Annotated in this window: 24 protein-coding genes; 11 read left to right on the top strand and 13 right to left on the bottom strand. The window is 72.8% G+C overall.

Annotation, left to right across the window (positions count from 1 at the left end):
* Positions 1 to 5 precede the first annotated feature (5 nt).
* Positions 6 to 755: a DUF1353 domain-containing protein gene (locus ACUY4T_RS08375; protein WP_446018481.1), complete on the bottom strand. Its 750-nt coding sequence runs from the start codon at positions 753 to 755 to the stop codon at positions 6 to 8.
* Between the two features lie 87 nt (positions 756 to 842).
* On the opposite strand from ACUY4T_RS08375, the gene ACUY4T_RS08370 reads away from it, so the two are divergent.
* A complete protein-coding gene (locus ACUY4T_RS08370; protein ID WP_446018480.1) occupies positions 843 to 1,205 on the top strand; it encodes a YajG family lipoprotein in 363 nt (120 codons plus the stop codon).
* 10 nt (positions 1,206 to 1,215) lie between these two features.
* On the opposite strand, the gene ACUY4T_RS08365 is transcribed toward ACUY4T_RS08370, so the two are convergent.
* Positions 1,216 to 2,205, bottom strand: a complete 990-nt coding sequence (locus ACUY4T_RS08365; RefSeq protein WP_446018479.1) for an aldo/keto reductase — start codon at positions 2,203 to 2,205, stop codon at positions 1,216 to 1,218.
* 62 nt (positions 2,206 to 2,267) lie between these two features.
* Here ACUY4T_RS08365 and ACUY4T_RS08360 point away from each other — a divergent pair, with 62 nt between their 5' ends.
* Positions 2,268 to 4,226, top strand: a complete 1,959-nt coding sequence (locus ACUY4T_RS08360; protein WP_446018478.1) for a BCCT family transporter — start codon at positions 2,268 to 2,270, stop codon at positions 4,224 to 4,226.
* Between the two features lie 44 nt (positions 4,227 to 4,270).
* Here ACUY4T_RS08360 and ACUY4T_RS08355 read toward each other — a convergent pair whose 3' ends face one another.
* The 4 genes from ACUY4T_RS08355 to ACUY4T_RS08340 form a co-directional block, all read right to left on the bottom strand.
* Positions 4,271 to 5,128, bottom strand: coding sequence for a PhzF family protein (locus ACUY4T_RS08355; RefSeq protein ID WP_446018477.1), 858 nt, complete (start codon positions 5,126 to 5,128; stop codon positions 4,271 to 4,273).
* An 82-nt stretch (positions 5,129 to 5,210) separates the two neighbouring features.
* Entirely contained in the window at positions 5,211 to 5,666 is a 456-nt protein-coding gene (locus ACUY4T_RS08350) for a VOC family protein (protein WP_446018476.1), read from the bottom strand.
* A gap of 51 nt (positions 5,667 to 5,717) precedes the next feature.
* Positions 5,718 to 6,203 (bottom strand): SRPBCC family protein, encoded by a 486-nt coding sequence (locus tag ACUY4T_RS08345; protein ID WP_446018475.1) that lies wholly within the window; start codon positions 6,201 to 6,203, stop codon positions 5,718 to 5,720.
* 4 nt (positions 6,204 to 6,207) lie between these two features.
* Positions 6,208 to 6,573 carry an ArsR/SmtB family transcription factor gene (locus tag ACUY4T_RS08340; RefSeq protein WP_446018474.1) on the bottom strand — a complete coding sequence of 122 codons (366 nt, stop codon included), beginning with the start codon at positions 6,571 to 6,573 and terminating at the stop codon, positions 6,208 to 6,210.
* 164 nt (positions 6,574 to 6,737) lie between these two features.
* On the opposite strand from ACUY4T_RS08340, the gene ACUY4T_RS08335 reads away from it, so the two are divergent.
* Both ACUY4T_RS08335 and ACUY4T_RS08330 read left to right on the top strand, forming a co-directional pair.
* Positions 6,738 to 7,229, top strand: a complete 492-nt coding sequence (locus ACUY4T_RS08335) for a VOC family protein (protein WP_446018473.1) — start codon at positions 6,738 to 6,740, stop codon at positions 7,227 to 7,229.
* Positions 7,230 to 7,382: 153 nt separating this feature from the next.
* On the top strand, positions 7,383 to 7,706 hold the full coding sequence (locus ACUY4T_RS08330) for a DUF7882 family protein (RefSeq protein ID WP_446018472.1): 324 nt from the start codon (positions 7,383 to 7,385) through the stop codon (positions 7,704 to 7,706).
* Between the two features lie 176 nt (positions 7,707 to 7,882).
* Here the strand turns inward: ACUY4T_RS08330 and cspE are convergent, their stop codons facing one another.
* Positions 7,883 to 8,086 carry a transcription antiterminator/RNA stability regulator CspE gene (cspE, locus tag ACUY4T_RS08325; RefSeq protein WP_446018471.1) on the bottom strand — a complete coding sequence of 68 codons (204 nt, stop codon included), beginning with the start codon at positions 8,084 to 8,086 and terminating at the stop codon, positions 7,883 to 7,885.
* 321 nt (positions 8,087 to 8,407) lie between these two features.
* On the opposite strand from cspE, the gene ACUY4T_RS08320 reads away from it, so the two are divergent.
* Positions 8,408 to 9,226, top strand: coding sequence for a sulfite exporter TauE/SafE family protein (locus ACUY4T_RS08320; protein WP_446018470.1), 819 nt, complete (start codon positions 8,408 to 8,410; stop codon positions 9,224 to 9,226).
* Positions 9,223 to 9,528 (top strand): DUF2510 domain-containing protein, encoded by a 306-nt coding sequence (locus ACUY4T_RS08315; RefSeq protein WP_446018469.1) that lies wholly within the window; start codon positions 9,223 to 9,225, stop codon positions 9,526 to 9,528. The genes ACUY4T_RS08320 and ACUY4T_RS08315 overlap by 4 nt, the downstream gene beginning before the upstream one ends.
* Before the next feature lie 16 nt (positions 9,529 to 9,544).
* Here the strand turns inward: ACUY4T_RS08315 and ACUY4T_RS08310 are convergent, their stop codons facing one another.
* From ACUY4T_RS08310 to ACUY4T_RS08300, 3 genes are read right to left on the bottom strand one after another with little or no spacing between them, the layout of a single operon-like run.
* Entirely contained in the window at positions 9,545 to 10,930 is a 1,386-nt protein-coding gene (locus tag ACUY4T_RS08310) for a hypothetical protein (protein WP_446018468.1), read from the bottom strand.
* Positions 10,920 to 11,762, bottom strand: coding sequence for a TIGR03943 family putative permease subunit (locus tag ACUY4T_RS08305; protein ID WP_446018467.1), 843 nt, complete (start codon positions 11,760 to 11,762; stop codon positions 10,920 to 10,922). Before ACUY4T_RS08305 ends, ACUY4T_RS08310 begins: the two co-directional genes overlap by 11 nt.
* The gene (locus tag ACUY4T_RS08300) at positions 11,755 to 12,810 is read right to left on the bottom strand and encodes a permease (RefSeq protein ID WP_446018466.1); all 1,056 of its coding nucleotides are present in this window, start codon (positions 12,808 to 12,810) and stop codon (positions 11,755 to 11,757) included. The genes ACUY4T_RS08305 and ACUY4T_RS08300 overlap by 8 nt, the downstream gene beginning before the upstream one ends.
* A 78-nt stretch (positions 12,811 to 12,888) precedes the next feature.
* Between ACUY4T_RS08300 and ACUY4T_RS08295 the strand changes: the two genes are divergently transcribed.
* Positions 12,889 to 13,419 (top strand): GNAT family N-acetyltransferase, encoded by a 531-nt coding sequence (locus tag ACUY4T_RS08295; protein WP_446018465.1) that lies wholly within the window; start codon positions 12,889 to 12,891, stop codon positions 13,417 to 13,419.
* Between the two features lie 30 nt (positions 13,420 to 13,449).
* Here ACUY4T_RS08295 and ACUY4T_RS08290 read toward each other — a convergent pair whose 3' ends face one another.
* The gene (locus tag ACUY4T_RS08290) at positions 13,450 to 13,950 is read right to left on the bottom strand and encodes a hypothetical protein (RefSeq protein WP_446018464.1); all 501 of its coding nucleotides are present in this window, start codon (positions 13,948 to 13,950) and stop codon (positions 13,450 to 13,452) included.
* Positions 13,951 to 14,259: 309 nt separating this feature from the next.
* Between ACUY4T_RS08290 and ACUY4T_RS08285 the strand changes: the two genes are divergently transcribed.
* From ACUY4T_RS08285 to ACUY4T_RS08275, 3 genes are all read left to right on the top strand, one after another.
* Positions 14,260 to 15,282: a TerC family protein gene (locus ACUY4T_RS08285; RefSeq protein WP_446018463.1), complete on the top strand. Its 1,023-nt coding sequence runs from the start codon at positions 14,260 to 14,262 to the stop codon at positions 15,280 to 15,282.
* A gap of 82 nt (positions 15,283 to 15,364) precedes the next feature.
* Entirely contained in the window at positions 15,365 to 16,138 is a 774-nt protein-coding gene (locus ACUY4T_RS08280) for a lysophospholipid acyltransferase family protein (RefSeq protein WP_446018462.1), read from the top strand.
* Between the two features lie 18 nt (positions 16,139 to 16,156).
* Complete coding sequence (locus ACUY4T_RS08275; protein WP_446018461.1) at positions 16,157 to 16,978, top strand: DUF429 domain-containing protein; 822 nt, start codon at positions 16,157 to 16,159, stop codon at positions 16,976 to 16,978.
* An 18-nt stretch (positions 16,979 to 16,996) separates the two neighbouring features.
* Here the strand turns inward: ACUY4T_RS08275 and ACUY4T_RS08270 are convergent, their stop codons facing one another.
* The gene (locus ACUY4T_RS08270; protein ID WP_446018460.1) at positions 16,997 to 18,256 is read right to left on the bottom strand and encodes an RNA polymerase sigma factor; all 1,260 of its coding nucleotides are present in this window, start codon (positions 18,254 to 18,256) and stop codon (positions 16,997 to 16,999) included.
* A complete protein-coding gene (locus ACUY4T_RS08265; protein ID WP_446018459.1) occupies positions 18,256 to 18,639 on the bottom strand; it encodes a YciI family protein in 384 nt (127 codons plus the stop codon). Before ACUY4T_RS08265 ends, ACUY4T_RS08270 begins: the two co-directional genes overlap by 1 nt.
* A gap of 218 nt (positions 18,640 to 18,857) precedes the next feature.
* Between ACUY4T_RS08265 and ACUY4T_RS08260 the strand changes: the two genes are divergently transcribed.
* Positions 18,858 to 19,031 carry a CsbD family protein gene (locus tag ACUY4T_RS08260; protein WP_446018458.1) on the top strand — a complete coding sequence of 58 codons (174 nt, stop codon included), beginning with the start codon at positions 18,858 to 18,860 and terminating at the stop codon, positions 19,029 to 19,031.
* Positions 19,032 to 19,048 lie beyond the last annotated feature (17 nt).

Here is a 19,048-nt window from a genome sequence, read left to right as displayed (position 1 = left end):
CTGAATCACGGCCGATCCGCGTCGGGGCGGGCCACGGTGGGGCGGACGACCGAGCCCGGATCTCCCCCGGTGAACACCTCGACCACCGCCTCGACGAGGCGGAACGGCACGAGCGCGGCGACGTGCACGACGAGCAGCGGACCGAAGGCCGCAAGCGGATAGGTGAGCACGAGCAGGAGCGGCGCACGCTCGCGCCACGGCAACGCGGCCGCGGCCGGAGCGAGGGCGAGGGCCAGCCACCACGGCCCCGCGAGCACCGCGAGCACGACGGATGCCGCGACCGCGAGCACGCCGAGCCCGACCTGCCCGAGGAGCAGCCATCCCGCCGCCCCCGCGTACGTGCGCTCGCGGTCGGCCGAGACCCAGGCCCACATCAGCCAGGCTCGCAGTCGCGGCACGCCCTGCTCGATCAGCGCCCGGCGGAAGACGAGGTCGTCGTCGCGGCGCTGCACGAGGGCGCGCCCGCGGTCGCCGAGGGCAGCGGCGGCCAGCGACTGCGCGTCGTGCAGCACGGCGGGCGCGGACTGCCGTCCGTAGCTCGCGATGAATCCCCAGAGCGGCGTCGGCACCGACGCGAGATCGGTGATCCCGGCCGGCAGGGGCGCCTCGCCGGCCGCGGGGGCGCGATACCGCCGCCCGGTCTCGTCGTCGACGTAGACGATCGGGGCGCGCAGCTCGAAGCGGTAGCCGGCCGCCGGGCGCTGGGCGAGCTCCAGCTCGTCGAGCGGCGCGCCGTCTTCTCGGAGGAAGGGCATGGGGTCTCCTTCGGGTCACGCCCATCCTGCCGTGCCCCGCCGTCCGGCATGCGTCGCCGAGCGGTCGGGTCGACGTACGGTGGGCCCATGCGGCGGATGCGGTGGGCGATCGTCCTCGTCGGCCTGCCGCTGCTGTCGGGGTGCGCTGCGGACGCGGACTGCACGCCCGAGCCCGCCGTCGTCGTCGAGGTGCGCGCCGCCAAGCCCGGTACGGCCTCGGTCCAGTGCTGGTCGGGGTGCGCGGACGGCGTCAGGCTGCTCGAACGAACGGGCGCCGACGGCTGGACGGTCCCGCTCGCGGCCGGGCGGCCCCAGACGGTCACGCTCGCCGCGAGAGCCGAGGACGGCTCGCTCAGGTTCGCGCAGCGGTTCCGCCTCGAGTGGGCCGGGTGTCCGGCGGCCCCGGTCGATCGCGAGCTCGTCCTCCTCCGTCCCGAGGGCGGTGGCTGACCGGCCCGCGTCACCAGCGGTGGTGCACCGACGCGCGGATCTCCCGGTCGTACAGGTCGCGGACCGCCGCATCGAACGACTCCGGGAGCTCGATCGACCCGGCCCCGGCGTTCGCACGGGCCTGCTCCGGGTTCCGGGCGCCCGGGATCACCGTCGAGACGCCGTCCTGCGCTGCGGCCCAGGCGAGCGCGACCTGCGCCGGCGTGGCATCCGGGACCGCCTCGCGGGCGAGCCGGGCGAACTCGGATGCCGCGCGCACGCCGGTCGCGTACTCGACCCCGGAGAAGGTCTCGCCGACGTCGAACGACTCGCCGTACCGGTTGTACGACCGGTGGTCGTTCGGCGCGAACTCGGTGTCGACGGTGTACCGGCCGGACAGGAGGCCGCTCGCGAGCGGCACGCGGGCGATGATGCCGACGCCGTACTGCCGGGCGACGGGCAGCACCTCGTCGACGGGCTTCAGCCGGAAGGCGTTGAGGATGATCTGCACCGTCGCCACGTTGGGTCGCGCGATGGCGGCGAGCGCCTCGTCGACCTTCTCGACGCTGACGCCGTAGGAGGCGACGGCCCCGCTCTCGACCAGGGTGTCGAGGGCGTCGTAGACCGCGTCGTCGACGAACACGGACGACGGCGGGCAGTGCAGCTGGACCAGGTCGAGCGTCTCGACCCCGAGGTTGCGACGAGACCGGTCGGTCCAGGCGCGGAAGTTCTCGAGCACGTAGTTGCCGTGCTCCTGCGGCATCCGTCGCCCCATCTTGGTCGCGACGGTCACGCCCGAATCGGGGTTCGCCGCGAGCCATCGCCCGATGAGCGACTCGGAGCGCCCGTCGCCGTAGACGTCGGCCGTGTCGAACACCGTGACGCCGGCCTCGTGCGAGGCGTCGAGCACGGCGAGCGCGTCGGCCTCGTCGACGTCGCCCCAGTCGGCGCCGAGCTGCCAGGTGCCGAGGCCGACGGCCGAGACGGTGCGGCCGGTCCGGCCGAGCGTGCGGGTCTGCATGTGGGCGATCCTTCCGGCGGAGTCCTCGTCCGAGCCTATCCTCGGGCGTATCGTGGAGGAGCATGGACGGGACCCCCACCACCATGCCCACCGAAGATCCGCACGGCCGCCGACGACTGCGGCTCCCCAGGACGAGCATCGAGCGCTGGGTGTTCTGGCCCGCCGCGGTCGTCGTGATCGCGTTCAGCGCCTTCGCCCTGCTGGCCCCGCGGGCGGCTGAAGCGGCGTTCGGCGCGGTCCAATCGTCGATCGTCAACGCCTTCAACTGGTACTACGTGCTCATCGCCGCGTTCTTCGTGGCATTCAGCCTCTTCGTCGGATTCAGCCGCTTCGGCGACATCCGGCTCGGCGCCGACGACCAGCGCCCCGAGTTCTCGCTCGGGGCGTGGTTCTCGCTGCTGTTCGCCGCCGGCATGGGCATCGGGCTGGTGTTCTACGGCGCGAGCGAGCCGCTCAGCCACTTCGTCTCGCCGCGACCGGGCGTGAGCGGAACGCCGGAGCAGCTCGCGCAGGCCGCGCTCAGCCAGACCTACCTGCACTGGGGCGTGCACGCCTGGTCGATCTACGTGGTCGTCGGACTGGCGCTCGCGTACGCCATCCATCGCCGCAAGCGACCCATCTCGATCCGCTGGACGCTCGAGCCGCTCCTCGGCCGGCGCGTCAGGGGCGCGTGGGGCAACGTGATCGACGTGGTCGCGCTGGCGGGCACGCTCTTCGGCGTGGCCACGTCGCTCGGCCTGGGCGTGCTGCAGATCAGCGCCGGGCTCGACGCGATCGGCCTCGTGGAGCCGAGCCCGTTCAGCCAGGTCGCGATCATCCTGGTCATCTCCGTGCTGGTGCTCGCCTCGGTGCTCTCCGGCGTCACGCGGGGCATGAAGTGGCTCTCGTCGACGAACCTCGTCCTCGCCGGCGTCCTGGTGCTGTACCTGCTGGTGTTCGGCCAGACCGAGTTCCTGCTGCGCGAGTTCGTGCAGTCGATCGGCGCCTACATCCAGAACTTCATCGGCCTCTCCTTCAACGTCAGCGCGTTCCAGGGCACCGCGGGCGAGGAGTGGCAGGCGTCGTGGACGTCGTTCTACTGGGGCTGGTGGATCTCGTGGGCCCCGTTCGTCGGCATCTTCATCGCCAGGATCTCGCGCGGTCGCACGGTGCGGCAGTTCGTCGCGGGCGTCATCCTCGTGCCGACGCTCATCGGCATCCTCTGGTTCAGCGTCCTGGGCGGTTCGGCTCTCTACCTCGAACTCACCGATCCGGGCAGCCTCCTCGGCCCCGACGGCGAGGTCGTCGTGGAGAGCACCCTCTTCTCGCTGCTCCAGTACTTCCCCGCGTCGGGGGTGCTCACCGCGGGCGTCATCCTGCTCGTCACGATCTTCTTCGTCACGTCGTCGGATTCCGGCGCGCTCGTGATGGGCATGATCGCGACCGGCGGCCAGATCAACCCCCGCAAGTGGGTTCGCACGTTCTTCACGCTCATCACCGCGCTGCTGGCGATCTCCCTGCTCCTGGCCGGAGGGCTCCGGGCGCTGCAGACCGCGGCCATCATCATCGCCCTGCCGTTCAGCGTGATCATGCTGCTGATCTGCTGGTCGACGATCATCGCGTTCAGCCGCGAACGGCGAGCGTACGAGCTCGCGCGACGGGCGCAGTTCGTCGACCAGATCGGCGAGTACTACGGGCTCGAGGTCGAGGGCCCGCTCGAGGCCGGGGCGATCGGTCGGGGCCCGAGGTGGATGCGGCAGCTCCAGCGACGGTTCGGCCTGAGACAGGACCTGCCGACGGCGCCGATCCAGAAGGTGCCGGGCGTCGAACCGCCGCTGCGACCCGTGCTCACCCATATCGACGACGAGCTCGTGCCGCGCCATGCGTCGCAGCGCGCGATGGACACGCTGAACGCGGAGTCGACCGGCGTGCCGACCGACGACGTCGACGGCATCGTCGACCACGACCCGCGGGCGCGCGGCGACGTCGCCGAGGTCCCCGACCGGACCACCGACGACGACGGGCGCGATCCGCTGCACTGAACCGGCGGGCGCCGTCGGCCGATGGGTCGGAGGCGCGGCGACGCTCAGCCGATCGGCACGGCCGGCCCGCTCACGACGATGCCGCCGGCCGGCGGGATGTCGACGACGAGCTCGCTCGGGCGCCCGACGTGACGGCCCTGCGAGATCACGACGCGCGCGGGCGGCTCGACGGCGCCGAGTTCGCGCAGGTACCCGCCGACCGCCGCCGCGGCGGCTCCCGTCGCCGGGTCCTCCACGATCGAGCCGACCGGGAAGATGTTCCGTGCCTCGAAGCGGAGGCCACCGCCGGTCGCGTCGGGCAGGCGGTGGAGCACCGTGATCGTCGCGGGCCAGCCGTGCTCGTCCATGAGCGCGCGAGCGCGAGACGGGTCGAAGGCGAAGGCGTCGAACGCCGCGGCGTCGGCGACCGTGAGGACGGGGTGCCGGTTGCCGGCGAAGGCGATCCGCGGCGGGTGGCGCTCGTCGAGCGCATCGCCGCCGAGCGCGACGAGGTCGAGCAGCTCGGCGAGGACCTCCGCCCGCATCGGTTCGACCCTGGGCTCGACGCTCGTGAACGAGGCGACGATGCGCCCGCCGACCTCGGTGGTCTCCATGGCCACCTCGCCGACCGGGGTCGCGAACCGGATCCGGCCCGGCCCCTCGCGCTCGGCGAGCGCGACGGCCGTCGCGACGGTCGCATGCCCGCAGAAGGGCACCTCGGCGACCGGTGAGAAGTAGCGGATGCCCCGGACCCCGCCCGCGTCTCCGGTCACGAACGCCGTCTCGGCGTAGCCGACCTCGCCGGCGACGGCGAGCATCGCCGCGTCGTCGAGACCGGCGGCGTCGAGCACGATCCCGGCGGGGTTGCCCCCGTCGGGGTCGGTGGTGAAGGCGGCGTAGCGGAGGACATCGGGTGGGGCCATCCATCCATGCTCGCGCGGGGGCCGCCGATCCGTCGCGGTCCGATTCGGGACCGGTGGCCTGCACGTGCGCGGACCCGCCGCGTCATCCGGTCGGGCCGTCGGCACCCTGTTCGTCGCCGAATCGACCGCGCGCCGCGACGGGGATGAGCGGCCGCTCGCCGCGCGCCCGGATCTGCTGCACGGCCCAGGTGTTGCCGTCCGGGTCGGCGAACCCGAACAGCGTGCCGCCGTCGCGCGGGTCGATGACCCGGATCGGGCTCGCGTCGACGCCGCGCGCGACGAGCTCCGCACGCGCCGCCTCGGCGTCGGCGACCACGAGCTGCAGGCCCTTCAGCGATCCCGGCGCCATCTCGTTCTGCGCCGGCAGCGTGCCGATCACGATCGAGCACCCGGAGCCCGGCGGCGTGAGCTGCGCGAACCGGTGCTCGTCGGCGCGCGTGTCGTGATCGAGCGCGAAGCCGACCCGGTCGCGGTAGAACGCGATCGCGCGGTCGATGTCGGCGACGGGGACGATGACGACCTCGAGGGTCCAGTCCATGGTCTCGTTCCTCTCTCGGCGGGGTTCGGGGCGGTCTACGGATGCCGCGGCTCAGCCGGCCAGCAGCGCGTCGAGCCGCTCGTAGCCTTCGGTGACGCCCTTGGCCATGCCGTGCTCGACCATGGCATCGCGCGCCTCGAGGCTCGGGTAGACGGCGTGGCCGCGCAGGCGCGTGCGGCCGTCGCCCAGGTCTTCGAAGGTCATCGACTCGATGCTGACGACGTCGGGCGCGCCCTCGAACTCGAAGGTCTGCACGGCGAACTCGTTCTCGCGGATCGAGTGGAAGGTGCCGTTGAAGGCCCAGCGGCCGCCGTCGGGGTCGACGTGCACGTAGCGGTAGCCGCCCTGCGGGCCGAAGTCCCAGCGCTCGATCTGCATGTCGTAGCCGTTCGGGCCGAGCCACCGCCTGACCTTCTCGGGGTCGCGGTGGGCGTCGAAGACGGCCGAGACGGGCGCGTCGAAGACGCGCTCGATGTCGACGTAGGGCAGGCCCTCGGGGGCCTCGATGGTGACCGGGTTGGTGGTCTCGGTGGTCATGGTGTCAGTCCTGTCCGGCGGATGCCGCGGCGTCGCCGCCGTCGGCGGAGGCGAGCAGCGCGTCGAGTCGACGGAATCGCTGCTCGTGGATGAGGCGGTAGCGGTCGATCCACTCGGTGAGCGTCTCGAGCGCGGCCGCGTCGAGGTGCACGGGGCGACGCTGCGCGTCGCGGCTCCGGGTGACGAGCCCCGCGGACTCGAGGACCCGGATGTGCTTCGACACCGCCTGCGTGGTGATGTCGAACGGTTCGGAGAGCTGGGTCACGGTCGCCGGCCCTCGGCTGAGCCTGGCGACGATGCCGCGGCGCACCGGGTCGGCCAGCGCCATGAAGGCGCGGTCGAGCCGTTCGTCGGCGGCTGCGGCATCCATTATTCAATCTCCCAGTTGCTCAACCATATGGTTGATAACATACGCCGGGCACCTCGACCCGTCAAGGCCGCGCGTGCTCCACTCGCGCCGTCGGCCTCGCCCGGTGCAGAATCTCAGCACCGGATCGCGCCGGACCGTCGCGACCGCCCGACCTGGAGGCTCCCATGCCCGTGCTGCTCACCCCGTACCTCAGCTTCAGAGACGAAGCCCGAGAGGCGATGGAGTTCTACCAGTCGATCTTCGGGGGCGACCTGACGCTCAGCACGTTCGCGGACTTCCACGCGAACGAGAACCCCGTGGAGGCCGACAAGATCATGCACGGGCACCTCGTCTCTGGCGACCTGAACCTCATGGGTGCCGACACCCCGAACGAGATGCCCTTCGAGGCGGGCACGAACTTCGCGATCTCGCTGAGCGGCGGGCCCGAGGACGAGGAACGGCTCCGCGAGTACTGGGACCGGCTGATCGAGGACGGCGAGGTCACGCTCGACCTCGAGGACACCCCGTGGGGCGACATCTTCGGGATGGTCGTGGACCGCTACGGCGTGCAGTGGATGATCGACATCGGACGGCCGGAGGCGCCTGCTCCGACCGCCCCGGCGGAGGACGTCGACGAGGGCGTCGACGAGGACGGCGGCGCGTCCGAATCGGCCTGATCCGAAGCGCGGATCGCCGCCGCGCTCAGCGCGAGCATCCGAAATCGGAACGTCCGCCACAAATTTTCATTAGACGATCTAGTAAAACGCTAGGCTCGCATCACCGAACAGCACGACGGGACGAACAGTCCCGTCCTCGATCGAGGGGACACGATGGGACGACTGGTCTACGGATTCGACGGCCACAACTACGTCATCGACGATCGCACGCTCCGCCACCTGCGCGCGGCGATCTTCGCCAAGCTGCGTCGCCGGGAGCCGTTCGCGCTGACGCTCCGCGGGCACGCGACGATGGGCCACGCCGCCGAGACCGTCTGGGTCGAGCCGGCCATCCCGCTCCGCTTCGTCTTCGACTCCGAGGAGAGCGGGCCGCTGGAGCGCGAATGGCTCGAGCGCCTCGTCGCCGCGGCCAACTCGGCCGGAGGCATGCACATCGACACCGAGGTCACCGAGCCGCCGCTCGCTCTCGTCGGCTGACGCCGCACGGTCGCCTCGCGTGAAACGGGCCCCCACCGCTCCGGCGGCGAGGGGCCCGTTTCGCGCGCCGGCGCGCCCGTGCCACCCAGCGGACGGGCGAGGCGGAACGGCGAACGCCGGGCGGACGTGAGTCCGGCCCGGCGTTCGGGGGGTGACGCGCGATGCGCGTCGTGCGCTCAGATCGCGCGGATGTTCTCGGCCTGCGGGCCCTTCTGGCCCTGGACGACCTCGAACTCCACGTTCTGGCCCTCGTCGAGCGAGCGGTAGCCGCTGCCCGCGATGGCGCTGAAGTGCGCGAAGACGTCGGCGCTGCCGTCGGAGGGGGCGATGAAGCCGAAGCCCTTCTCGGCGTTGAACCACTTGACGGTTCCGGTTGCCATGCTGTGTATTCCCTTGCTTCGAACCGGGCCGAACGGTTCGGCCCGTCACGTTCGGCCAGGCGGCCGTCCGCAGTCCGTCGACGGATGCCGACGAACGATGTCCGAGGGTGCTGCGCCGTTCCGGCTGCGATCCCTCGGTCTCGGGTCATGCCTGCGGATCGTGCCGCCTCCGGGCAATCAGTCGTGACACGGGCGGGCGCCCGCAAGTTGGAGGAACCTTCAGGCTAGTCCATCCTCCCTGTGGGTCCGCAATACGTCGTCGTAACGTCTCGGGCACGGCTGCCCATGGCCGGCCGTCAGGGCGTCGATAAGGTTGGACGGATGTCCGACCAGCCCGCCGACCAGCCCGCGCCCGGCCCGCGCCCGGCCGCCACCGTACGACTCGCGATCGTCGGCGTGCTCGGCGGACTGCTCTCCGGGGCGTTCGGCGTCGGCGGCGGCATCCTGATGGTGCCGCTGCTGATCGTGCTCGCGGGCATGGACCAGCGCCGGGCGGCGGCCACGTCCCTCGGCGCGATCGTGCCGACCGCCGTCGTCGGCTCGATCGCGTACTTCGCCAACGGCGAGGTGGACCTGGCCGCGGCGGGCCTCGTCGCCGCCGGCGGGATCGCCGGATCCTGGATCGGCTCGCACCTGCTCCGACGGCTCCCGCTGGGTTGGCTGCGATGGGGATTCATCGCGCTGCTCGTGCTGGTCGCCGTGCGCCTCGTGATCGCCCCGCCCGAGCGGGCGTCGGCGCCCGCGGAGCTCGACCTCGGCGTCGGCGCCGCGTACGTCGGGATCGGCTTCCTGGTCGGCATCGCCGCGGGCCTGTTCGGCATCGGCGGCGGGCTGATCATGGTGCCGTCGTTCATCGCGGTGTTCGGCATGGGAGACCTCCTCGCCAAGGGCACGTCGCTCGCGGCCATGATCCCGACCTCGATCTCCGGGACCGTCGCCAACCTTCGCGGCCGCCTGCTGTCCGCCCGCGAGGGCCTCATCGTCGGGATCGCCGCGACGGTCGCGGCACTGCCCGGCGTCGCGCTCGCCTTCCTGCTGCCGCCGACGGTCGCCGCGTGGCTCTTCGCGGCGCTCCTCACCGCCGCCGCCGTCCAGCTGACGGTCCGCGCCATCCGCGCCCGGCGGTCGGAAGGCCCGTGACCGCAAGCGTGCGCGCGGCGGGCTGGCACCCCGACGAGACGGATGCCGCGCTCCTGCGTTACTGGGATGGCTCCGGATGGACGCCGCACACCACCGCCCGGTCCGCCGCGCACTCGGAGGCGCTGCAGCGCACGGTGCGCCTCGCGAGCGCCCCGTCCGACCACACCACCGTGCCCGTTCCCCCGCCCGACGGCATACGCGTCGCCCGCGCCGGCGCCGCACTCGCGAACGGCGGGACCATCACCGCGGCGGCGGCGCTCCTCGTGGCGACGGCCGCGCTCGCGGTCGCGCTCCTCGGCTGACGCGGACGGCTCGGGCTCAGCGACACCAGTCGGTGAGCCCGCCCGGGAGGCTCAGCAGGACGCGGCCCGTCTCGACCTCGACGAGCGTCGTGAGGGTGTCGGCAATCCACGGATCCTGCTCGTACCCGTCACCTGGCGCTCCGGCGGCGCCGGTCTCGACCGCGACGAGGGATGCGCCCGGCGACACGCAGTGGTCGAGCACCGACGTGCCCTCCGGCGGGGCGTGGAGGATCGCGGTGCCCGTGGCATCCGCTCGCGCGACCAGCGACGCCTGCCCGCCGTCGCCGCCGAAGATCAGCACGTTCAGCAGGTGCGTGCCGTCGGCGTCGAGGGCGGACACGCGCCCCGGATACGCCCCGTCGGGGAGGTCGGCGGGCGGGAGCTCGAGCGTCCCGGTCTCACCGGTGGCGAGGTCGATGGTCGACCCGCGGTCGGGATCGGCCACCACCACGATGCTGGCGCCCGGGAGGACGCCCCGCAACTCGGTGTGCGAGCCGAGCGGGCTCGGCGGACGTGCGCCGGTCGCGTCGACGAGGAACATCGCCCCATCGACGTCGCGGACCACCGCCGCCGCCGATCCGGGCACGAACACGTACTCGGCGACTCGCATCGGCGTCCCATCGAGCGCGAGCACGGGCTCGGGCGACGCCGTCGCCCCGTCGGCGACGTCGAGCAGGTGGAGGGTGCCGGAACCGTCTCCCGAGTCCTGCAGGAAGCCCAGGAGCGGATGCGTCGTGGAGCCCTGCAGATCTCGGAGGTCGCCTTCCTCCGGCAGCGCGAGGCGTGCGGGTTCGGTGTCCTGACCAGCCCCCGCGATGCGCAGCGCGTTCGTGCCGTCGTCGAGCAGTTCGATCGCCGCCACCACCCCGGCCGCCTCGGCGAACGACACGATGCGCGGCAGCGCGAGCACCGCCTGCGGCTCGCCGCCGCCGGTGTCGGCGCGGACGACCGTGTCGTCGCCCTCGGTCCCCCGGCGCTGCAGCACGTGCAGGCTCTCGTCGGCGGTACGGAACGCGTGCCGGAGCGTCGACTCGGGTCCGCCTCCCGTCGCGCGCACGCCGGCGACCTCGACGACGTAGTCCTGCGAGGGCCGGAGCGGTGCGGCGAACTCGACGCGCACGGTCCGGTCATCGACCGACACCGTCGCTCGTGCCGACGGCTCGACCGCGACGGCACCGTCTCCGAGGTCGGCGATCGGCTGGTTGAGGCGGAACTCGATGGCCGTCCCGGCGAGCCGGACGGCGTCGTCGACCGCGGCGACCGTATCGAGCACGCGGGGACCGCGCACCGCGTTCGCGGCGCCGAGGGCGACCACGAGCACTGCGAGCGTCGCGACGATCGCGACGACCAGTCGCGTGAAGCGGGTCGACGGATCGGGCGACGCCACGGCGTCAGAAGACATACGGCTGCTCCGGCTGCTCGGTCGGCTCGACCGTGTCGGGCAGGAGCACCGGCGACGAACCGCCGGCGGGGTCGTCGCCGAGGCGGCCGTTCGCGGTGACCCAGTCGTCGGCCGCGAAGCGGTCCTGCCAGCCGGGCAGGTGCACGGGCACGCCGACCGGCTGCGCGTCGACGGCGCAGCAGGTGACCGTGAACCGGGCGACGTAGAAGACGTCCTCGTCGTCGGGCGACGGGAGCACGAACCCGGTCACCTCGATGGCATCGGGGAAATCGGCCGGGTCAGGGTCCTGGCGCAGGATCAGCGCCCAGTCCTTCACCGTGAACGACGACGTGTCTCCGCCGACGAGGTCGGGCGCAGCCGAGTCGGGTCCGACCGCGGCGGCGTTGAGCTCGCGGTTCTCGGCGGTCGCGGTCGTCAGCGTGGCCGGCGGCAGGACGAGCAGCGCCAGCGCGGTGCCCACGAGGATGGCGACCCCGGCCGCGGTGGCGAGACGACGACGAGCGGATGCCGCGGGGCCGGTCGCCGGCTCGTCGTCGCCGTGGCCGTGATGGTCGTGACCGTGGTCGTCGTGGTCGTCGTGGGGGTCGAGGACGAGCGGCTCGCCGTCGGGCCCCGGCTCCGTGGCATCCGTCGCCCGTCGCCGCAGCAGCGGCACCACGGCGAACGCGCCCACGACGAAGACGACGGCGATCACCGACATGACGACGGTGAAGACGAAGTACCTCGGGTGGATGTAGAAGCCGAGCCGGTTCGTGGCGGCGAGCCACAGGGTCGCGACAACGCCGATCGCGGCGAGGATCACGCCCTGCCAGCGGCGCAGGAACTCACGCAAACGCGTTCACCCCCAGCCCGATCGCGGCCGACGCGAGCGCCACGACCGCGGTGACCTGCACGAGCGTCCGGGCAGTGAACGTGGTTCGCATGAGCGCGAGCATCTTGATGTCGATCATCGGGCCGAACACGAGGAACGCGATGATCGCGCCCGGGAGGAAGGTCGAGCTGAACGCGAGCGCGAAGAACGCGTCGACGTTCGAGCAGATCGAGATGACGAACGCGAGCAGCATGAGGGCGACGACCGACCAGACTGCGTCCTGGCCGACGGCCGTGAGCACGTCGCGCGACACGGCGATCTGGATCGCCCCGGCGATCGCCGAGCCGACCATGAGGGCCGGGAGCATCGCCGAGGTCTCGTCGGCGAACATGCGGACCGCCTGACGTGCCTTCGCGAGGGCGTTCCCGCTGCCACCCGTGGCCCCGTGGGCGGACGCCTCGTCGGCGGCGTGCGCACACGTCGCCCGGAAGCCCGGCGTCAGCAGCCGCATCGGGTCGGGATGCCGGCTGAACAGCCACCCGATGAGGTTCGCGACGAGGAACCCGCCGATGATGCGCCAGGCGAGGATCCCGTCCTCCCAGCCGAACGCCTGGTAGGTCACGACGATGGTGACGGGGTTCAGGATCGGCGCGGCCAGGAGGAAGGTCATCGACTCCCCCACCGACAGTCCGCGCAGCATCAGTCCGCGCGCGAGGGGCACGTTGCCGCACTCGCAGACCGGCAACAGCACGCCGAACAGCGACACGATCGCGCGCCGCAGCCACGGCGTCCGCGGCAGGCGGCGCATGAGGAAGTCGGCCGGCAGGAACAGCTGCACGGCGATCGAGAGCACGATGCCGAGGAACACGAACGGCAGCGACTCGATCACGACGCTGATCGCGAGCGTGATGCCGTCGCGCACCCCGTCGGAGAGCGCCTCGCCCGTCTCGGCCGGCGCGAACAGGCGCACCGAGAGCAGCGCGAGCACCGCGGCCACGCCCACGGCGAACCCGACCGTGCGTCGGGTGGTGGGGGCGGGCCGCGCCGGGGCGTGCGCGGGGGAGGTCATCGCGAACAAGGGTAGACAACCGAGCTCGAAGATCCCGCAACGCGTGCGCGCGTGGCATCCGTCGGCCATGATCGTGCCGTGACCGACCCGACGCGCCCGAGCCTCGTCGCCGACCCCGCTCACCCGGGGCTGGGCTTCCGCCTCCCCGAGGCAGCCGATCACGCGCGCGTCGTGGGCGTCATCCCGTCGTGGTGGGACCTTCCGGGCACCGCGAACCTCGGCCTGCTGCTGCCGCGGCTGTTCTTCCAGCACTTCGCGGACACGTCGACGATCGTCGAGGACGACCGCGGCGAGCTCGCCGGCTTCCTCATCGGGTTCCGCTCGTCGTCGCAGCCGGAGGTCGCGTACATCCACTTCGTCGGCGTCCGGCCGGACCTCCGTTCCTCGGGCCTGGCGCGCTCGCTCTACGAGCGGTTCTTCGCCGCGGTGCGGGCGAGCGGATGCCGCCGCGTCGACGCGATCACGGGACCCGGCAACGTCGGCTCGCAGCGGTTCCACCGCGCCCTGGGGTTCGAGCTCACGGGCGACATGGAGATCGAAGGCGTGCTCGCCTGGCGCGACTACGACGGCCCGGGCGAGCACCGGGTCGCCTTCACGCGACCGCTCTGACGCGCGCGGCCACCGGCGCGACCGACTGCCCTACGCGGACGCCTCCGGTACGTCGTCGAAGTACGCCTCGACGCCGACCAGGGCGCTCTCGAATCGGCGGCCCTCCTGATCGTCCGGGACCTCCGGAAGGGTCGGTCGCCACAGCGCGACGGTCCAGGCGTCGACCACCGCGGTGCGGCCGCCCTCCTCCTCGCGGACCCGGGTCCTCTCGCCGAGGCGTGCCATCACCTCCTCGGCGTCGCCGGCGAACACGTCCACCCCGGCGACCGTGACCACGTCGGTCGGGTCGTCCGGGCGGCCGAACTCGATCGCACGCAGCACGCCGTCGGCATCCAGTTCGAGGAAGACGGCGAGACCCGACTCCCGGTTCGTGCACAGGCCGGGCGGCGAGTCCGGGCCGCGCCGGAACGGACGGGGCTCCCCGAGTCCGGCGAGCCACGCCTCCGCGCGCTCGCGGTCGGCGCCGAGCGGGAGGGGTGCGGTGTCGGTGTCAGCGGCTGCGGAGTCGTCGGCGTGCAGTTCGAACCTCATTCCGGCAGTGCACCATCTCCCGGCGCCGGCAGTCGACCCCTTGCGCCGTGGAGGCGCGGCCCGCGCCATGCGCCCGCCCGCACCTTCGAGCTCGCTGTGAGGTCGGACCCGGGATGGGGTTCCAGGATGCATGAATCCTGCTTCATGTGTTTTCATGGGTCCTGGAGGGGAGTAGTCCCCGCAGGATGCGTCGTCATTCCGGACCCGCCATCGGGTCCCGGCGCATCCGGGCCGCACGGCCCGGCTCCGGTCGGGGTGCGAGGCTCGGACGAGACCTCCGGTTGCCACACCTGACAACTGGAGGATCCCATGGACGTTCCCCTGTACGCGTGGTTCGCGGTGCTCGCCGCGATCGTCGCGATGCTCGCCATCGATCTGTTCGCCCACCGGCGAGCGCACGTCATCGGCGTGCGCGAGGCGCTCGGCTGGTCGATCGTGTGGGTGCTCACGGGCATCACGTTCGGCATCGTCGTCTGGAACTCGTGGGGCGCCGAGTACGGCCAGCAGTACTTCGCCGGATACCTCATCGAGAAGTCGCTGGCCGTCGACAACGTCTTCGTGTGGGCGATCATCTTCGCCTCGTTCGCCGTCCCGCGCGAGTACCAGCACCGCGTGCTCTTCCTCGGGGTACTCGGCGCGCTCGTGCTCCGAGGCCTGTTCATCGCCGCCGGCGCCGCCCTCATCGAGAACTTCTCGTGGGTGCTGTACGTGTTCGCCGCGTTCCTGATCATCACCGGCATCCGGATGCTGCTCACCCGCGACGACCACGTGCACCCCGAGCGGTCGCGCACGCTGAGGATCTTCCGCCGGTTCGTGCCGACGACCGACGCGTACTACGGGCAGAAGTTCCTCATCCGACGTGCCGGGGTGATCGTCGCGACGCCCCTGCTCGCGGTGCTCGTGCTCGTCGAGGTCACCGACGTGATCTTCGCGGTCGACTCGATCCCCGCGATCTTCGCGGTCACGACCGAGCCGTTCCTGGTGTTCACCGCCAACGCGTTCGCGATCCTCGGCCTGCGGGCCATGTACTTCCTGCTCGCCGACCTCATCCACCGCTTCACCTACCTCAAGCTCGGCCTCGCGCTCGTGCTCGTCTGGGTGGGCGTCAAGATGGCCCTGCTCGACGTGTTCTACATCCCCACCCCCGTGTCCCTCGCGGTCGTGGCGGGCATCATCACGGTGTCGATCACCGCCTCGCTCATCGCGACGCGAGGCCAGGGCCGGCACGAGGTCGAGGCCACCCCCGCCGGCGCGTTCCGCGTCGCCACCGACGAGGAGCTCGCCGAGGCGGAGCCGGTCTTCGGGCGTTCGCGCGAACTCACCCGCACCTGATCCGCACGGCGGGAGGCAGGACCGCCGCGCCGGGGCGCAGTCCGCACGGCTGCGCCCCAGCGATCGGCCCTACGCTCGGGGAATGAGCACCCGCGAGCCCCTGTACGACTCCGCCATCGCCGCCGGCCGCGGCCTCTTCGGCGCCCTCCGACTCCGGCGCATCGCGACCGGGACGGAGCACCTGCCCGCCGCCGGCGGCGCGGTGATCGCGATGACGCACTTCGGGTACTGGGAGTTCGCCCTCGTCGAGTGGGTGACGTGGCTCACCGCACGGCGCCGCATCCGCTTCATGGCCAAGCAGTCGGTGTTCGAGAAGCCCGTGCTCGGCGGGGTGATGCGCGGCATGAAGCACATCCCCGTCGACATGAAGGCCGGAGCGGCCGCCTACTCCGCCGCGGTCGATGCGCTGCGGCGCGGCGAGCTCGTCGGCGTCTTCCCCGAGGCCGGGGTGAGCGCGTCGTTCACCGTGCGCGACTTCAAGACCGGCGCCGTCCGGCTGGCCGCCGAGGCGGGCGTGCCCGTGATCCCCGTCGCCGTGTGGGGCGGGCACCGGCTCATGACCAAGCGCCGGCGCATCCGCTTCGCCGAACGCTTCGGCGTGCCCGTCGCGTTCGCGTTCGGGGCGCCGATCACCGTCGGGCCCGAGGAGGATCCGCGGATCGCGACCGAGCACCTGCGGGGGATCATGCAGGGCATGGTCGAACGCCTGCAGGGCGACTACCCCGTCGACGGCGCGGGCCAGTGGTGGCAGCCGCGGCACCTCGGCGGGACCGCGCCGACGCCCGAGGAGGCCGCCGAGGCCGACGCGGAGCGCGACGCGGGCCGCGAGGCGAAGCGGGCTGCGTCCGGGCGCTGACGCGCGGCGGATGCCGGCATGGGGGCCTACCTCGGCGTCGACCTCGCCTGGGGCGAGGGGACGCCGTCGCGCGCGCCGAACGAGACGGGGCTCGTGCACCTGGCGGCGGACGGCCGCGTGCTCGACGCGGGGTGGGCGCGCGGCGTCGACGAGGTCGCCGGGTGGCTCGTCGAGCGGATGTCGCCGGGCGACGTCGTCGCGATCGACGCGCCGCTCGTCGTGACGAACGAGACCGGCATCCGCGACGCCGAGCGCGAGGTCGGGCAGCGGTACGGGCGCTGGAAGGTCGCCGCGAACCCGACGAACCTGGGCACGCCGTGGCTCGCGGGCGTCGCGCTGCGACGGCGGCTCGAGGCATCCGTCGCGTCCTTCGCGGTCGTGAGCGGACTCGAAACGCCGGAACCCGACCGGATCTCGGCGTTCGAGTGCTATCCCTACGCGACGCTCGTCGGCGCCGCCGAACTGGGCTACGACCTCGAGCGCCCCCGGTACAAGCGGCCGAACCCGGCGCTGCCGACCGGCGAGCGGCGCGCCTTCCGGGCGCGCGAGTGCGACGACCTCATCGAGCGGATGTCGCGGCTCGCCGACGCCGACCCGCCGCTCGACCTGCGGTCGCATCCGGTGACGGCCTCGCTGGTCGAGGAGCCCTCGCCGCAGGCCGACCGCGAGTACAAGCACCGCGAGGACCTCCTCGACGCCGCGATCTGCGCCTGGACGGCCGCCCTATGGTCTCGGCACGGGCTGTCGCGGTGCCAGGTGCTCGGGAGCGGCGCGGACCGCGACGCCGACGGCCGTCCGTCGACGATCGTCGCCCCCGCGCGCCCGGAGCAGCGCCGCTGAGCCGCTGCCCGGCCGTGCTCAGCCCGTGACGGCCTTCGCCTCGAGGTAGCGGCGCTCGGTCGCGTTCAGCGCGAGCCCGGCGGCACGTGAGAACTCGCCTCGCGCCTCGGCGGTGCGCCCGGCCCGCGCGAGCAGGTGGGCCCGCACGGCGTGCACGCGGAAGTGCCCGGCCAGGGCGGGTTCGAGGGCGACCGCCTCGAGTTCGCGGAGCGCGGCGTCCGGCCCGTGCACCATCGCGACGGCGACGACCCAGCCGAGCTCGACCATCGGCCCGGGGCCCGTCAGGCGCAGCAGCTCGTACAGCGCGAGCACCTGCTCCCAGTCGGTCGCCTCGGTCGAGGGCGCCTCGGCGTGCAGCGCGGCGATTGCCGCCTGCAACTGGTACGGCCCCGGAGCGGATGCGGCGAGCGCCGCGTCGACGAGCGCGGTCCCCTCGTCGATGAGCGCCCGGTCCCATCGGGACCGGTCCTGCTCGTCGAGGGGCACCAGCGCGGGCGGCGCACCGGGCGGATCGGCCCGCAGGCGCGCGGGCCGGCGCGACTCGGTGAGGAGCATCAGCGCGAGGAGCCCGTCCACCTCGCCGCGCCACCGCGCGCCGGCGGGCGTCGCGACCCGCAGCATCCGGGTCAGGCGGATCGCCTCGGCCGACAGGTCGGCGCGCGCGAGCGACTCCCCCGCGCTGGCCGTGTGGCCCTCGGTGTACATGAGGTGCAGCACCTGGCAGACCGCGCCGACGCGGTCGGGCAGCTCCTCGGGCCGCGGCATCCGGAACGTCGCCCCCTCGGCGCGGATGCGCGCCTTCGCGCGCGAGATGCGCTGCGCGACGGTCGCCTCGGGCACGAGCAGTCCGCGCGCGATCTCGGCGGTGGTGAGCCCGCCGACCGCGCGCAGGGTCAGCGCGAGCTGCGCCGGCCGCCGCAGCGCAGGGTGGCAGCACAGCACGAACAGCGCGAGCGAGTCGTCGCGACCGGATGCCGCCGAGCCGGAGGGGTCGGGGTCCAGCAGGGCGTCGCGGTGCTCCCGGGCCCGTCGCGCGGCGTCCCGCCGCACGGCCTCGACGTAGCGCCGGTGGGCGACCGAGACCAGCCACGCCCGCGGCTGCTCCGGCGCGCCGTCGCGCGCCCACTGCACGGATGCCGCGACCAGGGCCTCCTGCATCGCGTCCTCGCTCGCGTCGAAGTCGCCCGTCCGTCGGGCGAGCACGGCGAGGGCCGAGGGCGCGGCCTCGCGCAGCATCCGCTCGATGTCGCGTGGTCGCGCCCCCGGCCCCTCGGCCATCAGGCCGCCGAGGTGTCCGCCGGGGCGTCGGCGGTCATCACCGGGTGGATGCGGATCATGCCCTGCGCCGCCTCGGGGAAGCGCGCGGCGATCTCGACCGCCCGGTCGAACGACTCGACGTCGACGAGGTAGTAGCCGCCGAGGAACTCCTTCGTCTCGGCCAGCGGCGCGTCGGTGGCGACGGGGCCGTGCTCGCCCACCGTCACGGCGCGCACGGTCTCGGGGCCCGCGAGCTGCTCCGCGTCGACGAGCTCGCCCGACTCCTGCAGCTCGTCGAAGACGCGGGTGTACAGGGCCATGCCCTCGGCCTGCTGCTCAGGCGTGAACGACGCGAACGCGGCGCGCCATTCGGGGTTGGACTGGATGAGGATCAGGTACTTCATGGCTTCGCTCCTTGCTTCGCGGCGTCGGGAGGCGGATGCGCTCCCACCAGTATGTCGAGGCCGACACCCGCGTCCTCGACATCCCCGGCGCATCCCGGTCGGTCGGTAGCAGAGCGCCCCGCGGCTGGCAAGGGCTGTCGCCGCGGCGCGACGGGCGCCTACCGTTGCTGGCGAGCCGCACCCCACGGTGCGGCGGACCCGATCGAAAGGGGGGCCCCATGGGCACGGAGGACAAGATCGGCAACAAGGCCGAGGAACTCTCGGGCGAGGTCAAGGAGGCCGCCGGCAAGGCGACCGACAACGAGCGCCTCGAGGCCGAGGGTCGCAACGACCAGGCCAAGGCCAACCTGAAGCAGGCCGGCGAGAACGTGAAGGACGCCTTCCGTTCCTGACCGCGCATGAAGCGGAT

Source organism: Agromyces arachidis (assembly GCF_052805135.1).
Note: the sequence above shows the minus strand (reverse complement) of the source record. Positions and strands in the feature narration are given on the sequence as shown.

Coding starts and splice junctions, on each gene's coding strand:
- ACUY4T_RS08300 (WP_446018466.1), bottom strand. CDS start 12,810: ATGACCTCCCCCGCGCACGCCCCGGCGCGGCCCGCCCCCACCACCCGA.
- ACUY4T_RS08345 (WP_446018475.1), bottom strand. CDS start 6,203: ATGACCACCGAGACCACCAACCCGGTCACCATCGAGGCCCCCGAGGGC.
- ACUY4T_RS08270 (WP_446018460.1), bottom strand. CDS start 18,256: ATGGCCGAGGGGCCGGGGGCGCGACCACGCGACATCGAGCGGATGCTG.
- ACUY4T_RS08355 (WP_446018477.1), bottom strand. CDS start 5,128: ATGGCCCCACCCGATGTCCTCCGCTACGCCGCCTTCACCACCGACCCC.
- ACUY4T_RS08265 (WP_446018459.1), bottom strand. CDS start 18,639: ATGAAGTACCTGATCCTCATCCAGTCCAACCCCGAATGGCGCGCCGCG.
- ACUY4T_RS08285 (WP_446018463.1), top strand. CDS start 14,260: ATGGACGTTCCCCTGTACGCGTGGTTCGCGGTGCTCGCCGCGATCGTC.
- ACUY4T_RS08365 (WP_446018479.1), bottom strand. CDS start 2,205: ATGCAGACCCGCACGCTCGGCCGGACCGGCCGCACCGTCTCGGCCGTC.
- ACUY4T_RS08310 (WP_446018468.1), bottom strand. CDS start 10,930: ATGTCTTCTGACGCCGTGGCGTCGCCCGATCCGTCGACCCGCTTCACG.
- ACUY4T_RS08350 (WP_446018476.1), bottom strand. CDS start 5,666: ATGGACTGGACCCTCGAGGTCGTCATCGTCCCCGTCGCCGACATCGAC.
- ACUY4T_RS08370 (WP_446018480.1), top strand. CDS start 843: ATGCGGCGGATGCGGTGGGCGATCGTCCTCGTCGGCCTGCCGCTGCTG.
- ACUY4T_RS08335 (WP_446018473.1), top strand. CDS start 6,738: ATGCCCGTGCTGCTCACCCCGTACCTCAGCTTCAGAGACGAAGCCCGA.
- ACUY4T_RS08290 (WP_446018464.1), bottom strand. CDS start 13,950: ATGAGGTTCGAACTGCACGCCGACGACTCCGCAGCCGCTGACACCGAC.
- ACUY4T_RS08260 (WP_446018458.1), top strand. CDS start 18,858: ATGGGCACGGAGGACAAGATCGGCAACAAGGCCGAGGAACTCTCGGGC.
- ACUY4T_RS08320 (WP_446018470.1), top strand. CDS start 8,408: ATGTCCGACCAGCCCGCCGACCAGCCCGCGCCCGGCCCGCGCCCGGCC.
- ACUY4T_RS08330 (WP_446018472.1), top strand. CDS start 7,383: ATGGGACGACTGGTCTACGGATTCGACGGCCACAACTACGTCATCGAC.
- ACUY4T_RS08340 (WP_446018474.1), bottom strand. CDS start 6,573: ATGGATGCCGCAGCCGCCGACGAACGGCTCGACCGCGCCTTCATGGCG.
- ACUY4T_RS08275 (WP_446018461.1), top strand. CDS start 16,157: ATGGGGGCCTACCTCGGCGTCGACCTCGCCTGGGGCGAGGGGACGCCG.
- cspE (WP_446018471.1), bottom strand. CDS start 8,086: ATGGCAACCGGAACCGTCAAGTGGTTCAACGCCGAGAAGGGCTTCGGC.
- ACUY4T_RS08280 (WP_446018462.1), top strand. CDS start 15,365: ATGAGCACCCGCGAGCCCCTGTACGACTCCGCCATCGCCGCCGGCCGC.
- ACUY4T_RS08360 (WP_446018478.1), top strand. CDS start 2,268: ATGGACGGGACCCCCACCACCATGCCCACCGAAGATCCGCACGGCCGC.
- ACUY4T_RS08375 (WP_446018481.1), bottom strand. CDS start 755: ATGCCCTTCCTCCGAGAAGACGGCGCGCCGCTCGACGAGCTGGAGCTC.